10 protein-coding genes and 4 tRNA genes are annotated in these 15415 nt (G+C 60.9%); 7 read left to right on the top strand and 7 right to left on the bottom strand.

Annotated elements, in window-relative coordinates; all coding sequences use genetic code 11:
• Positions 1–119: 119 nt before the first annotated feature.
• Complete coding sequence (locus KW840_RS20310; protein ID WP_218497208.1) at positions 120–1922, top strand: di-heme-cytochrome C peroxidase; 1803 nt, start codon at positions 120–122, stop codon at positions 1920–1922.
• A gap of 28 nt (positions 1923–1950) precedes the next feature.
• Positions 1951–3087, top strand: coding sequence for a catalase family protein (locus tag KW840_RS20305; RefSeq protein ID WP_218497206.1), 1137 nt, complete (start codon positions 1951–1953; stop codon positions 3085–3087).
• Between the two features lie 189 nt (positions 3088–3276).
• Here KW840_RS20305 and KW840_RS20300 read toward each other — a convergent pair.
• The 4 genes from KW840_RS20300 to KW840_RS20285 all read right to left on the bottom strand — a co-directional run bounded on the left by KW840_RS20300 (position 3277) and on the right by KW840_RS20285 (position 3814).
• Positions 3277–3353, bottom strand: a tRNA-Asp gene (locus KW840_RS20300).
• Positions 3354–3368: 15 nt separating this feature from the next.
• Positions 3369–3444, bottom strand: a tRNA-Val gene (locus KW840_RS20295).
• 198 nt (positions 3445–3642) lie between these two features.
• Positions 3643–3719, bottom strand: a tRNA-Asp gene (locus tag KW840_RS20290).
• Positions 3720–3738: 19 nt separating this feature from the next.
• Positions 3739–3814: transfer RNA gene (locus KW840_RS20285), tRNA-Val, on the bottom strand.
• A gap of 159 nt (positions 3815–3973) precedes the next feature.
• Between KW840_RS20285 and rdgC the strand changes: the two genes are divergently transcribed.
• The 3 genes from rdgC to sugE all read left to right on the top strand — a co-directional run bounded on the left by rdgC (position 3974) and on the right by sugE (position 6430).
• Positions 3974–4894, top strand: a complete 921-nt coding sequence (gene rdgC / locus KW840_RS20280) for a recombination-associated protein RdgC (protein WP_150814128.1) — start codon at positions 3974–3976, stop codon at positions 4892–4894.
• A gap of 137 nt (positions 4895–5031) precedes the next feature.
• Positions 5032–5997: a bile acid:sodium symporter family protein gene (locus tag KW840_RS20275; RefSeq protein ID WP_150814129.1), complete on the top strand. Its 966-nt coding sequence runs from the start codon at positions 5032–5034 to the stop codon at positions 5995–5997.
• Between the two features lie 118 nt (positions 5998–6115).
• A complete protein-coding gene (gene sugE / locus KW840_RS20270; RefSeq protein ID WP_007977599.1) occupies positions 6116–6430 on the top strand; it encodes a quaternary ammonium compound efflux SMR transporter SugE in 315 nt (104 codons plus the stop codon).
• A 126-nt stretch (positions 6431–6556) separates the two neighbouring features.
• Here the strand turns inward: sugE and KW840_RS20265 are convergent, their stop codons facing one another.
• The 3 genes from KW840_RS20265 to KW840_RS20255 all read right to left on the bottom strand — a co-directional run bounded on the left by KW840_RS20265 (position 6557) and on the right by KW840_RS20255 (position 11019).
• Entirely contained in the window at positions 6557–8431 is a 1875-nt protein-coding gene (locus tag KW840_RS20265) for an MFS transporter (protein ID WP_218497204.1), read from the bottom strand.
• A gap of 96 nt (positions 8432–8527) precedes the next feature.
• Complete coding sequence (locus KW840_RS20260) at positions 8528–9679, bottom strand: TDT family transporter (protein WP_218497202.1); 1152 nt, start codon at positions 9677–9679, stop codon at positions 8528–8530.
• 149 nt (positions 9680–9828) lie between these two features.
• On the bottom strand, positions 9829–11019 hold the full coding sequence (locus tag KW840_RS20255) for an MFS transporter (protein WP_218497200.1): 1191 nt from the start codon (positions 11017–11019) through the stop codon (positions 9829–9831).
• 148 nt (positions 11020–11167) lie between these two features.
• Between KW840_RS20255 and KW840_RS20250 the strand changes: the two genes are divergently transcribed.
• On the top strand, positions 11168–11704 hold the full coding sequence (locus KW840_RS20250; protein WP_218497198.1) for a TetR/AcrR family transcriptional regulator: 537 nt from the start codon (positions 11168–11170) through the stop codon (positions 11702–11704).
• Between the two features lie 221 nt (positions 11705–11925).
• Positions 11926–15396, top strand: coding sequence for a PAS domain-containing hybrid sensor histidine kinase/response regulator (locus KW840_RS20245; protein WP_218497195.1), 3471 nt, complete (start codon positions 11926–11928; stop codon positions 15394–15396).
• Positions 15397–15415: the final 19 nt, after the last annotated feature.

Below are 15415 nucleotides of genomic sequence, written 5' to 3'. Positions count from 1 at the left end.
CTTTCATCTTGTTCCGACGCAGGCTGATTCCTGAACCTACAATATCTGGCGTAATGGCCTCTTGCCCCACCCTGAGTGCTCGGGCATAACGGCAGGATAATTCGACAAGGAAGTTTATTTTGCGCCTCTTCTTTCGTTTGCTGATTCTCATCGCACTACTGCTCGGGCTGGTCATCGCCGTGGTTCTTTATTACGTCGCCAACCCGAAATTGCCGGCCTGGTCGCCCGCACAACAGGTGCATTACCTGGAGCAATGGAGCGCCGCCGATCGAGATACTTATTACTTCACGCCCCAGGGCACTCAGGTCAAAGGCTTGCGCTATGACTGGTTCACTGCCCTCGAACTGCCCTTCTCGCAACAACGCTTCGCCACCCCCGAATACCTCGCCCGCTTCGGTTTCCTGGTGGACCCCGGCCAGGCACCAACACCGAACAACCCCGGCAACCTCCCGGCAGGCTTTACCCGGCACCAGAACGCGGGGAGCCCGGATGTGTTTCTGGATATCACCTGCGCGGCCTGCCACACCGGTGAACTGCGTTTCAAGGGTCAAGCCCTGCGTATCGACGGCGGCTCGGCGCAACATGTGCTGCCGTCCAGTGTTCCTACGCTCAAAGGCGGCAGTTTCGGACAGGCGCTGGTGGCCAGCCTCGCCTCCACTTACTACAACCCGTGGAAATTCGAGCGCTTCGCACGCAACGTGCTTGGCCAGGACTACGAGACGCGCCACCAACAGTTGCGCAAAGATTTCAAATCTTCACTGGATACATTCCTCAAAGTGGCCTGGAACGACACCCATCGCGGGCTCTATCCGACCGAGGAAGGCCCGGGGCGCACAGACGCCTTCGGGCGCATCGCCAACGCCAGCTTCGGTGATGCGATTTCCCCCGACAACTACCGCGTGGCCAATGCCCCGGTCGATTATCCACAGCTGTGGGACATGTGGACGTTCGAATGGGTGCAGTGGAATGGTTCGGCGAAACAACCCATGGCCCGCAACATCGGCGAGGCGTTGGGCGTCGGCGCCACGCTGAATTTCTTCGACAAGAACGGCCAGCCGCTGATGGGCGATGCCCGCTACCCGTCGAGTGTTCGCGTACGCGATCTGCACCTGATCGAAGAAACCCTGCAACGACTCTCGCCTCCGGCCTGGCCGGAAGATCTGTTGGGCGCGGTCGACAAGCCTCTGGCAGCCCAGGGGCGCGCCTTGTTCGCCGAAAACTGCGCGGGTTGCCATGTACCGCGCACCACCCAGGGCGAGGGACGATACGTCCAGCACCTGAAAATGCTCCCGGTGGATTACATCGGCACAGACCCCGGCGCGGCCAACAACATCGCCGACCACCGCTTCGACCTGACAGCGCTGCAATGGAAGCAGGTCGAACTGGAAAAACTCGATGTCGAGCCAAAACCCGACGAGCCTCTGGACCTGAGCAAGATGTCCGTGGCCAAGGGACTGGCCTATGTCACCGCCTATGTCCAGGACCGTGCGTATCAAGACGCCAATGTCACCCCTGCCGAGCGCCCTGAAATGGACGGTTTCGGTCTGCCAATCGGAGTGCGCGAATTGCGTTCGTACAAGGCCAGGCCATTGGCGGGTGTATGGGCGACACCGCCGTTTCTGCACAACGGTTCGGTACCGAGTATTTATCAGCTGCTGTCGCCTCAGGATGAGCGTGCGACCACGTTCTATAAAGGCACTTTCGAATACGACCCGGGACACCTGGGTTACCGCACCGAAGCCTTTGCCAATGGCTTCCTGTTCGACACGCGTATCACCGGCAACCACAACAGTGGCCATGAATTCCGTGCCGGCAAACTCGGCAATGGCGTGATCGGCCGCGGGTTGCAACCGCAAGAACGCTGGGCATTGCTGGAGTATCTGAAAGTGCTGGGCGGCCCGCTGGAGGCGCAATTGCCATGACCACTGCCTCAGTCAGGAGAACGTTCCCATGCTGATAACGCTCTGGCTGCGCCTGGGCGCCTTCCTCGCCAGGCTGTTGCTGTGGTCACTGGTCCTCGGCGTGCTGGGCTGGGCCCTGGCCAGCGCCTGGTTTGCCTGGCAACATCGCGGGCCGGTCTCGGCGCAGGAGTTGATTGCGGACGACGAAGCGGCGATGACCCAAGACATCATCCAGACCGCCGTGCGCATCGTCGATCAGCACCGTGAAAGCACCCGCTACCTGCGCGACGCCCATGCCAAGGCCCATGGCTGTGTGAAGGCCGAGGTTCAGGTGCTGCCGGAACTGCCAGGCGAACTGCGCCAGGGTGTGTTCAGCGAGCCGGGAAAAACCTGGCAAGCGACAATACGCCTGTCCAACGGCAATGCCTACCCGCAGTTCGACAGCATCCGCGACGCCCGGGGCATGGCGATCAAACTGTTCGATGTGCCGGGCAAGCAACTGTTGAGCGACCGGCAGGGCCGAGGCGAACAGGACTTTGTGATGTTCAACCACCCGAACTTCTTTGTCAGTAATGTCGCCGAATACCGTCAGAACGTCGCCGCCCAGGCCAACGGTAAAAAGATGATGGCCTTCTTCCCCGGCCGGGACCCACGCACCTGGCAGGTTCGCCACCTGTTCATTGCCCTGGCGACACTGGCCCCTGCCCCGTCGAGCCCGACCCAGACGACGTACTTTTCGGTTTCACCCTACAAATTCGGTGAAGCCAATGCGAAGTTCCGGGTCATGCCCGATCCCGATAGCTGCCCGGCCTACAACCTGCCGGAACAGAATCGCAAGCTGCCGAACTTTCTGCGCAATGCGCTGAACCAACAGCTGTCGACCGACCGGGTGCCTGCGTGTTTCGCTTTGCAAATCCAGCGACAGGACGCCAACAGGTACATGCCGATTGAAGACACCAGCATTGAGTGGCGCGAGAGCGATGCGCCCTTCGAGACGGTGGCGCGGATCAAGGTTCCGGCGCAGGACTTCGATACACCGGCGCTAAACCTGCAATGCGACAACCAGTCGTTCAATCCCTGGTTCGGCATCGAGGCGCACCGACCGATTGGCGGGATCAATCGCCTGCGCAAGGCCGTGTATGAAGCCGTCAGCGACTACCGGCACAGCCGTAACGCCGGACTGTAGGAGCGAGCTTGCTCGCGAAAAACCCATGGGCGCCGCTGGCTATCTGAATCTACGCGTTATCGTTAACGACCATCGCGAGCGAGCTCGCTCCTACGGGAGCGAGAAAAGCCAAATCCCAGACAGCAAAAAGCCCGCACAAGGCGGGCTTTCTGTGGTGACCTGGCGTTCAGTGTTCCAGATTACCGAATATGGCGCAGCGGACGGGACTCGAACCCGCGACCCCCGGCGTGACAGGCCGGTATTCTAACCGACTGAACTACCGCTGCGCGTAGCGTTGAAAGTGGTGGGTGATGACGGGATCGAACCGCCGACATTCTGCTTGTAAGGCAGACGCTCTCCCAGCTGAGCTAATCACCCTTTACCTTCGTTGCGGGGCACATTATGCCACAGGTTTTTATAAAGTGTTGATTTATTTGAAGTTTTTTCAAAAAAATCTAAAAACCGGTGAAACGATGCAACCTGCAGGAACAACATACAAACTTGGAACAGAAAAAAACCCGCGTTAGCGGGTTTTTCCGTGGTGACCTGGCGTTCAGTGTTCCAGGTTACCGAATATGGCGCAGCGGACGGGACTCGAACCCGCGACCCCCGGCGTGACAGGCCGGTATTCTAACCGACTGAACTACCGCTGCGCGTAACACTGAAAACGAATGGTGGGTGATGACGGGATCGAACCGCCGACATTCTGCTTGTAAGGCAGACGCTCTCCCAGCTGAGCTAATCACCCTTCGCTTCGGTGTGGCGCGCATTCTACGGAGCGACCCAACCTCTGGCAAGCACTTTTTAAAATAATTTTCTCAGCCCTTCCAAAGGCTTAGAGAAAGGTTGGCCTATGGCACGGCGAAGACAATAATGCCCCCCTTTGTATAAAGGAGAGACTCACCCCATGTGGTTCAAAAACCTGCTTATCTATCGCCTGACCCAAGATCTGCCTGTTGATGCCGAGGCGTTGGAAACTGCACTGGCCACCAAACTGGCGCGCCCATGTGCAAGCCAGGAGTTGACCACCTACGGTTTCGTCGCGCCATTCGGCAAAGGCGAAGATGCGCCACTGGTACACGTCAGCGGTGACTTCCTGCTGGTGTCCGCACGCAAGGAAGAACGTATTTTGCCGGGCAGCGTCGTGCGTGACGCCGTCAAGGAAAAGGTCGAAGAGATCGAAGCCGAGCAAATGCGCAAGGTCTATAAGAAGGAGCGCGATCAGATCAAGGATGAAATCATCCAGGCCTTCCTGCCCCGCGCCTTTATCCGCCGCTCGTCGACCTTCGCCGCCATCGCGCCGAAACAGGGCCTGATCCTGGTCAACTCGGCCAGCCCGAAACGCGCCGAAGACTTGCTGTCGACCCTGCGCGAAGTGATCGGCACCCTGCCGGTGCGCCCGCTGACCGTGAAGATGTCCCCGACCGCGACCATGACCGAGTGGGTCACCACCCAGAAAGCCGCGGACGACTTCTTTGTGCTGGACGAGTGCGAACTGCGCGACACCCACGAAGACGGCGGCATCGTGCGTTGCAAGCGCCAGGACCTGACCAGCGAAGAAATCCAGCTGCACCTGAGCACCGGCAAAGTGGTCACTCAACTGTCCCTGGCCTGGCAGGACAAACTGTCCTTCGTCCTCGACGACAAAATGGTGGTCAAGCGCCTGAAGTTCGAGGACCTGCTGCAAGACCAGGCGGAACAGGACGGCGGCGACGAAGCCCTGGGCCAACTGGACGCCAGCTTCACCCTGATGATGCTGACCTTCGGCGATTTCCTGCCGGCGTTGATTGAAGCGCTGGGTGGCGAAGAGACTCCGCAGGGGATCTAACGCCTTTTGATCTCTAATGTAGGAGCGAGCTTGCTCGCGATGGAGTGTCAGTAGCCCCTCTTTGTCTGACACACCATCGCGAGCGAGCTCGCTCCTACAGGGGGGGGTGTAGAGTCACTTAAAATAAGGATCAGGCCATGCGCGCACTGGCTGCATTAAGTCGTTTTGTCGGCAACACCTTCGCTTACTGGGTACTGATTTTCGCTGTCGTGGCGTTTCTGCAGCCGGCATGGTTCATCGGCCTCAAAGGCGCCATCGTGCCCTTGCTGGGGCTGGTGATGTTCGGCATGGGCCTGACCCTCAAACTCGAAGACTTCGCCGAAGTCGCTCGCCATCCTTGGCGCGTGGCCCTGGGCGTGGTTGCCCATTTCGTGATCATGCCGGGCGTGGCGTGGTTGCTCTGCCAGGTGTTCCACTTGCCGCCGGAAATCGCCGTCGGCGTGATTCTGGTCGGCTGCTGCCCAAGCGGCACCTCGTCGAACGTGATGACCTGGCTGGCCCGTGGCGACCTGGCGCTGTCGGTGGCCATCGCCGCCGTCACCACCCTCCTCGCCCCGCTGCTGACCCCAGCCCTGATCTGGCTGCTGGCCTCGGCCTGGTTGCCGGTGTCGTTCATGGAGTTGTTCTGGTCGATCCTGCAAGTGGTGCTGTTGCCGATCGTGCTGGGCGTGGTTGCTCAACGGGTGCTCGGCGACAAGGTTCGCCATGCCGTGGACGTGTTGCCGCTGGTGTCGGTGGTCAGCATCGTGATCATCGTCACCGCAGTCGTCGCCGCCAGCCAGGCGAAGATCGCAGAGTCCGGTCTGTTGATCATGGCCGTGGTCATGCTGCACAACAGCTTCGGCTACCTGCTGGGCTATTTCACCGGGCGCCTGTTCAAGCTGCCTCTGGCCCAGCGCAAGTCCCTGGCCCTGGAAGTCGGCATGCAGAACTCCGGATTGGGTGCCGCGTTGGCGAGTGCACACTTCTCGCCACTGGCGGCGGTGCCGAGCGCCTTGTTCAGCGTGTGGCACAACATTTCCGGGGCATTGCTTTCGACGTATTTCCGCCGCATGAGCGAGAAACAGGATCGGGAAATGGCGGCGCAACAGGCCAGTAACTGAGTTGAAAACTTGATCCCCGGGTTAATGCTGGGCACTATATTGCGCAACGCGAGGACGACCTCGCGGCTCGATCGAGTCATTAATCAGGGGACGACCCCGTCAGACGATGGAGGTCTTCATGTCCTGGATCATTCTGTTTTTCGCCGGCCTGTTCGAAGTGGGCTGGGCCGTCGGCCTCAAGTACACCGACGGCTTCACCCGCCCGCTCCCCACTGTGTTGACCGTTGCGGCCATGGCTATCAGCCTTGGTTTGCTCGGCCTTGCGATGAAGGAATTGCCGCTGGGTACGGCCTATGCGATCTGGACCGGTGTCGGCGCCGTGGGCACGGTGATCGCCGGGATCATTCTGTTTGGCGAGTCCATGGCGCTGGTGCGGTTGGCGAGTGTGGCGTTGATCATTTCCGGGTTGGTTGGCCTGAAGGTCAGCGCTTAACTTTCAGACCGCCATCGCGAGCAAGCTCGCTCCCACAGGAATCGAAGGTGTTGCGACAATCTGCGACACACCGTGGATCCCTTGTGGGAGCGAGCCTGCTCGCGAAGCGGCCCGCGCATACAACCGCTATCTGACGGCCCCACGCAAATCCCCCACCAACGCCTGCAACTTGACCGGCTCCGCTACCTCAACCGCCACCGCCGGCCCTGCCACCAACGTCACCCGCGACCACAACCGGCGAAACAGCCCTTTACCGGGATCGCGGCTGAAGAAACTCCCCCACAACCCCTGCAAAGCCAACGGAATCACCGGCACCGGGGTCTCTTCGAGAATCCGCGTCAAGCCGCCCTTGAACTCGTTGATCTCGCCATCGGCGGTCAATTTACCCTCGGGAAAAATGCACACCAGCTCACCGTCCTTCAGATATCGGGCAATGCGCGTGAAGGCTTGTTCATATATCTGGATGTCTTCCTGGCGCCCGGCAATCGGAATCGTCCCCGCGGTACGGAAGATGAAGTTCAGCACCGGCAGGTTGTAGATCTTGTAGTACATGACAAAGCGAATCGGCCGACGTACCGCGCCGCCAATCAGCAAGGCGTCGACGAATGACACGTGATTGCACACCAGCAACGCCGCGCCTTCATCGGGAATCAAATCCAGATTGCGATGTTCGACGCGGTACATGGAATGGCTGAGCAGCCAGATCATGAAACGCATGGTGAACTCGGGGACGATCTTGAAGATGTAGGCGTTGACGCCGATGTTCAGCAACGACACCACCAGGAACAGTTGCGGGATCGACAGTTCGGCCACACTCAGCAAGACGATCGAGACAATCGCCGACACCACCATGAACAACGCGTTGAGGATGTTGTTGGCGGCAATCACCCGCGCCCGCTCGCTCTCGGCGGTACGCGACTGGATCAGCGCGTAAAGCGGCACGATATAGAAACCGCCGAAGACACCCAGGCCGAGGATGTCGAGCAACACCAGCCAGGCGTGGCCAAAACCGAGGATCTCGATCCAGCCATGGCCCACGGCGCTTTCCGGTATTGAGCCGGAATGCCACCACAGCAGCAGACCGAAAACGGTCAGGCCGAACGATCCGAACGGCACCAGACCAATCTCGACTTTGCGCCCGGAGAGTTTCTCGCACAGCATCGAACCCAATGCGATGCCGACCGAGAACACCGTCAGAATCAGCGTCACAACGGTTTCGTCGCCGTGCATCCATTCCTTGGCATAAGCCGGGATCTGCGTCAGGTAAATCGCCCCGACAAACCAGAACCACGAGTTGCCGACAATCGAGCGTGACACCGCCGGCGTTTGCCCCAGGCCCAGCTTCAACGTGGCCCAGGACTGGCTGAAAATGTTCCAGTTCAGGCGCATTTGCGGCGTGGCCGCCGCCGCCCGGGGAATGCTGCGGCTGGCCAGGTAGCCGAGCACGGCAATGCCGATGATCGCCGTGGACACCACCGGCGCGTAGTGCGCCGAAGACATCATGACCCCGGCGCCAATGGTGCCGGCCAGGATCGCCAGGAAGGTGCCCATTTCCACCAGGCCGTTGCCGCCTACCAGTTCATCTTCCCGCAGGGCCTGCGGCAGGATCGAGTACTTCACCGGCCCGAACAGCGCCGAATGGGTGCCCATGGCGAACAGCGCCAGCAGCATCAACGACAGGTGATCGAACATGAAGCCGACGGCGCCGACCGCCATGATGGCGATTTCCCCAAGCTTGATCAGGCGGATCAACGCGTCCTTGGCGAACTTTTCCCCGAATTGCCCGGCCAGGGCCGAGAACAGGAAAAACGGCAGGATAAACAGCAGCGCACACAGATTGACCCAGACAGAGCGGTCACCTTCGATGGTCAGTTTGTACAAAATGGCCAGGATCAACGACTGCTTGAACACGTTGTCGTTGAACGCCCCGAGGGACTGGGTGATGAAGAACGGCAGGAAGCGCCGGGTGCGCAGCAAGGTGAACTGTGAGGGGTGACTCATCTTCCATGTGTCCCTGATGTTAGGTAGCGAGTGGCCTGGATTCTTATTGGATTATCAAAAGTCGATCCAGGCCACACCTTACCTAATCTTTGCCGGTTATTTCTTCAATCCGGCAATGCACGGCGAGACAAACAGCTCGCCACGCCAGGCGCCCAGCACCGTGCGCTTGCCGACGATCAGCCACATCACCGCCAGCAACGCCACCAGCACGCAGCCAAACACACTGAAGAACATCAAGTTCAAGGTACTGGCCAGTTTCAACGTCGCCAGAGAATAGACGCCCAGCGGGAAAGTGAAGCCCCACCAGCCAAGATTGAAGGGAATGCCGGCACGCAGGTAGCGCACAGTGATCAGCAACGCCATCAGCATCCACCACAGGCCGAAGCCCCACAGGGTGATGCCGGCCACCAGACCCAGTCCAGCGGCAATTTCACCGATTCCCGGCATGCCGTTGGCCGCGAAAATCAGCGGTGCATCGCCGCCCAGTACCAGCATGCCCAGCGCACCGGTGCCGATCGGGCCAAGGGCCAGCCAACTCGAGGCGGCCATGTTTTCGTGGGGCAGTTTATGCAGGGCCATGCGCAGCAACAGAATGGTCAGGATGCTGAAGGCCACCGGCAGGGAAAACGCCCAGAGCACATAGCTGGTCACCAGCATCACCAGTTGCGAATGAGCATCTGCCAAATGCGGCGCCAACAGGCCCCCGCTGGCGGCCGCCACTTCTGCCGCGACCACCGGCAACAGCCAGACCGCTGTCATCTGGTCAATGCTGTGCTCCTGACGGGTGAACATCATGTAGGGAATCAGCACGCCGCAGGCCAGCGACATGACCACATCCAGCCACCACAGCACCTCGGCGAGGTGAATCACGCCTTCCCCCCAGCGCGGCAGGCCGAACACCAGGAAGCCATTGATGATGGTCGCCAGCCCCATGGGGATGGTGCCGAAAAACATCGAAACCGTGGAATGGCCGAAAATCCGCCGCGCCTCGTCGAAAAACAGCACCCAACGCGCCGTGTATAGCGCCGTAAACAGCAGGAACAGAGCGATATTGAACAGCCAGAGGGCTTCGGCAAAGGCGTGCAAGGCAGGTGTGGCAACCGGCAACTGCGCCAGTGCCAACGCCAACACGCCGGTGCCCATGGTGGCCGCGAACCAGTTGGGGGTGAACTGGCGGATCACCTCGCGGGGATGCTGCAAATGACTGAAAGGTTTGATTCCGGGCTTGATGCTATTGGCGCATGTCATGGCGAACTCCTGTCCTCTCGTGAGGTAGAGCCCATGTTAGATCCGAATAGAATATCTATATAACGGGTAATATCTCTATATCTTATCGATATCACTTATATAGCGTCAGACACTCCCTTCCGATTCGATCACCAATATCCGAGCCGTTCCTACCGGTTGGCCTCGCAGACCTTGGCCGAACGTGATCGCAGTAGACTCGCCATTGCGCTGAGAGCCAGCACAATCAGCATCGCACCATAACCATCGGTCGTTGCCACCAGACCAAACGTCCGCTCCAGGTTCCCGGCCAGTAGCGCCGGGAGGCAGAACGCCAGATAACTCAGCGCATAATATGCCGACATCAACCCGGCGCGCTCATGGGGCAAGGCCTGCGGCACCAGACTGCGCACCGCCCCGAGGAAACCGGCACCGAAACCGCAACCGGCGACCAGCGTGCCGAGGAAAAACAGCGGCAGACTGGCGCTGTGCACGCCCAGTAGAATCAGGGCGACTCCCGCTGGCAGCGAACAGGCGCCCAGTTGCAGCGCCTTGGTCACAGCCTGATTGCGCATTGTATAAATCATCAGGGCGCCGGTCACCGTCAAGGCGGCGACGGTCGCCCCGCCAATCAGATTCGAGGTCGAGCCAGTCGCCGTGCGCACCAGCGAAGGTGCCAGCGACGCGTAAAAACCGCCGAGCGCCCAGACCGCCGTGTTGAGCGGCAACACCCGCCACAAAGTGGAACGTGCCTGAGCCGGCACATGCAGGGTCGGTCGCAATGAGGCCCACACACCAGGCTGGCGCGAGACGCTTTCCCGCAATCGCCAGACATACACGGCCTGCATCGCGAACAGGGCCAGCAGCAGCCAGAAGGTCAAATGCAGCGGCGCGGGGGCAAACTCGGCCAACACACCACAACCCAGCGCCCCCAGAGCCATCCCGAGTAAAGGCGCGACGCTGTTGACCAGCGGCCCCTGCTCGCGGTCGGTGTCGAGCAGCGTTGCACTCAGAACTGCGGTTGCCATGCCGGTGGCGAACCCCTGCAGCACCCGGGCACTGATCAGCCAGGCGACGCTGTCGGCATGAATAAACAGCAACATCGCCAGGATGTTCAGCATCACCGCCGTAAAGATCACCGGTTTGCGCCCCAGGTAATCCGACAGCGAGCCGACCGTCAGCAACGCCGCCAACAGGCTGAGGGCGTACACGCCGAAAATCAGGGTCAAGGTCGCTGCCGAAAACTGCATCTGCTCCTGATACAGGTGATAAAGCGGCGTCGGCGCAGTGGAGGCCGCCAGGAAACTGAGCAAGGTAACGGCCAGAAACCACAGGCTGGCACGATTTGAATGAGAACCGGGCATCGACACACTCCGCAAAAGCTAATTTTTTGCTTTTGCGGAGTGTGCTACTGGATCCCTCTTAAAGCAAATTCTTTGTGTTAAGGTCCGATGCATGGCTTTCAGGACCGGGTGCCAGCCGCAAGACCCGGTGCAATACAGGAAACACAGGATGACAGTTCCCACATTACGCCCCGGCGGCCGCAGCGCCCGGGTGCAAGAGTCGATTCATTCGGCCGTGCGTCAACTCCTTGAGGAGCAGGACCGCGCCAGCGTGACGGTGCCGCAAATTGCAGCGCGCGCGGGCGTCACACCGTCCACCATCTATCGACGCTGGGGCGATGTGTCGGCGCTGCTGGCAGACGTCGCCCTCGCCCGCATGCAGCCCGACAACGAACCGGCCAACACCGGCAGCCTTCACGGCGACGTGCGGGCCTGGGCGGAGCAGTACCTGGACGAAATGAGTTCCGAGCCCGGCCGCAACATGCTGTGCGACGTGCAGGCGGCACTGAAGCCGAGTTATTGCGCGACAATCATCGGCGGGCAATTGCAGACGATTCTGGATCGCTATCCGGATGAGCCCAGGCCCAGTGTCGATCGGTTGATCAATCTGATCGCCGCGCCGACGGTGTTTCGCATCCTGTTTGCCGAGGCGCCATTGGAGCTTGAAGAACTGCATCGCTTGATCGAGATCGCGTTCAGCCAGTAAGTCCCCTATCGCGAGCAAGCTCGCTCCCACAGGGGGGGGGGGGGCGAACACAGGGCAAATGTGGGAGCGAGCTTGCTCGCGAAGGGGCCAGTCCAGACACTGCAAATCCCCCTGCGACACCCCGCCACGCCACGACCTTGGTCGACACTGACTAACGCTGGCGGTCGTGCGAGACTGTCTGTCCGGGCGGGAGGTCCGGATGTCTTTTGTCTGGAGTCCCCATGTCGCTGTCCACCGGGCTGATTGCCGTCGTCGCCCTGGCCTATATGGCCATCCTGTTCGCCATCGCCTTCTATGGCGACCGTCGCAGCGCGCCCTTGCCGCCGCGTGTGCGGGCGTGGGTGTACAGCCTGTCGCTGGCGGTCTACTGCACCAGCTGGACCTTTTTCGGCGCCGTGGGCCAGGCCGCCGAACAGCTCTGGTCGTTCCTGCCGATCTACCTCGGGCCGATCCTGTTGCTGGTCGGCGCGCCGTGGGTCCTGCAAAAAATGGTGATGATCAGCAAACAGGAGAACATCACATCGATCGCCGACTTCATCGCCGCACGCTATGGCAAATCCCAGTCGCTGGCGGTGGTGGTGGCGCTGATTTGCCTGGTCGGTGTGTTGCCCTACATTGCGCTACAGCTCAAAGGCATCGTGCTCGGCGTGAACCTGCTTATCGGCGCCGGTGCCGACGCCATGGGCACCCGTGCCCAGGACACCGCTCTGATTGTGTCGCTGGTGCTGGCGCTGTTCACCATCGTCTTCGGTACCCGCAACCTCGACGCCACGGAGCACCACCGCGGCATGGTGCTGGCCATCGCCTTCGAATCATTGGTGAAGCTGTTCGCGTTTCTCGCCGTCGGCGCCTTCGTGACCTATGGCCTGTACGACGGTTTCGACGACCTGTTCGACCAGGCCATGCTTGCGCCGCGCCTTGAACAGTACTGGAAGGAAACCATCAACTGGCCGTCGATGGTGGTGCAGACCGGTGTGGCGATGATGGCGATCATTTGCCTGCCACGGCAGTTCCACGTGACCGTTGTCGAGAACATCGATCCCCAGGATCTGCGCCTGGCCAAGTGGGTATTCCCGGCCTACCTTGCCCTCGCCGCCTTGTTTGTCGTGCCGATCGCCCTGGCCGGTCAGATGATGCTGCCCAGTTCGGTGTTGCCCGACTCGTTCGTCATCAGCCTGCCCCTGGCCCAGGCGCATCCGGCGTTGGCCCTGCTGGCGTTTATCGGTGGCGCATCGGCCGCCACCGGCATGGTGATCGTAGCCAGCGTGGCGCTGTCGACCATGGTGTCCAACGACATGCTGCTGCCTTGGCTGCTGCGTCGCAACAACGCCGAGCGCCCGTTCGAAGTGTTCCGCCAGTGGATGCTGTCGGTGCGACGCGTCAGCATCGTGGTCATTCTGCTGCTGGCCTATGTCAGTTATCGCCTGCTGGGCTCGACCGCCAGCCTGGCGACAATCGGCCAGATCGCCTTCGCTGCCGTGACCCAGCTGGCCCCCGCCATGCTCGGTGCCCTGTACTGGAAACAGGCCAACCGCCGCGGCGTTTTCGCTGGCCTCGCCGCAGGCACCTTCCTGTGGTTCTACACCTTGATCCTGCCGATTGCCGCCCTCAGCCTCGGCCTGTCCTTGAACACGTTCCCGGGGCTGGCCTGGTTGCACAGCAATCCACTGAACCTGCCGATCACCCCGCTGACCCAGGGCGTGGTGCTGTCGCTGGCAGGCAACTTCACATTGTTCGCCTGGGTCTCGGTGCTGTCCCGCACCCGGGTTTCCGAGCACTGGCAGGCAGGTCGCTTCATCGGCCAGGAAATCAGCGCCCGCCCCAGCGCACGCTCGATGCTGGCAGTGCAGATCAATGACCTGCTGCAACTGGCGGCGCGCTTCGTCGGCGAAGAACGCGCCCGTCAAAGCTTCATCCGTTTTGCCTATCGCCAGGGCAAGGGCTTCAACCCGAACCAGAACGCCGACAGTGAATGGATCTCCCACACCGAACGCCTGCTGGCCGGTGTGCTTGGTGCCTCTTCGACCCGTGCGGTGGTAAAAGCCGCCATTGAAGGCCGCGAGATGCAACTGGAGGACGTCGTGCGCATCGCCGACGAAGCCTCGGAGGTGCTGCAATTCAACCGCGCCTTGCTGCAAGGCGCCATCGAGAACATCACCCAGGGCATCAGCGTGGTCGACCAGTCGTTGAAACTGGTGGCCTGGAACCGTCGCTATCTTGAACTGTTCAATTACCCGGACGGCTTGATCAGTATCGGCCGCCCCATTGCCGACATCATTCGCTACAACGCCGAGCGCGGATTGTGCGGCCCCGGCGAAGCCGAAGTGCACGTTGCCCGCCGCCTGCACTGGATGCGTCAGGGCCGCGCGCATACTTCCGAGCGGATGTTCCCCAATGGTCGGGTGATCGAACTGATCGGCAACCCGATGCCCGGCGGCGGCTTCGTCATGAGTTTCACCGACATCACCGCGTTCCGCGAAGCCGAACAGGCGCTGACCGAAGCCAACGAAGGCCTGGAGCAACGGGTCACCGAACGGACCCACGAATTGTCGCAGCTCAACGTTGCCCTGACCGAAGCCAAAGGCACCGCCGAGGCGGCCAACCAGTCCAAGACCCGTTTCCTCGCGGCCGTCAGCCATGACTTGATGCAACCGTTGAATGCGGCGCGGCTGTTCTCCGCCGCCCTCTCCCATCAGGAAGATGGTTTGTCCGGCGAAGCGCAGAAACTGGTCGGACACCTGGACAGTTCGCTGCGCTCGGCCGAGGACTTGATCAGCGACTTGCTGGACATTTCCCGCCTGGAAAACGGCAAGATCAATCCGAATCGCCAGCCATTCGCCCTCAACGAACTGTTCGATACCCTCGGTACAGAGTTCAAGGTGCTGGCGCGAGAGCAAAAACTGGAGTTCCGGGTTCGCGCAAGCACGTTACGGGTCGACAGCGACATCAAATTGCTGCGACGGATTTTGCAGAACTTCCTGACCAACGCTTTCCGCTACGGCAAAGGGCCGGTACTACTGGGGGTTCGCCGGCACAAGGAGCAACTGTGCCTGGAAGTCTGGGACCGCGGGCCAGGTATTCCGGAAGATAAATTGCAGGTGATTTTCGAAGAGTTCAAGCGCCTCGACAGCCACCAGACCCGAGCCGAAAAAGGCCTCGGCCTGGGGCTGGCGATTGCCGACGGGCTATGTCGCGTGCTCGGTCATACCTTGCGCGTACGCTCCTGGCCGGGACGCGGTAGCGTGTTCAGCGTCAGTGTGCCGCTGGCCCGGGCGCAAACCGCCGCGCCGGTCAAGGTCGCCGAGCTCAATGGCAAATTGCTCAATGGCGCGCAGGTGCTGTGTATCGACAATGAAGACAGCATCCTGATCGGCATGAACAGCCTGCTCAGCCGCTGGGGTTGCCAGGTCTGGACCGCGCGCAATCGCGAGGAATGCGCCGCGTTGCTGGGCGAAGGCATGCGCCCGCAATTGGCGCTGGTGGACTACCACCTCGATCATGGCGAGACCGGAACCGATTTGATGGCCTGGTTGCGCACGCAAATGGGCGAGCCGGTCCCTGGCGTGGTGATCAGCGCCGATGGCCGGCCGGAGACGGTCGACCTGGTGCATGCCGCGGGGCTGGATTACTTGGCCAAACCGGTGAAACCGGCGGCGTTGCGGGCGTTGTTGAGCCGGTATCTGCCATTGTAACGCGCAAGAATTGACCGGT

The organism is Pseudomonas sp. PDM30, from assembly GCF_019218985.1.
GTDB lineage: Bacteria > Pseudomonadota > Gammaproteobacteria > Pseudomonadales > Pseudomonadaceae > Aquipseudomonas > Aquipseudomonas jessenii.
The sequence above is the reverse complement of the archived record's forward strand: the minus strand, read 5'-3'. Positions and strand labels throughout refer to the sequence as shown.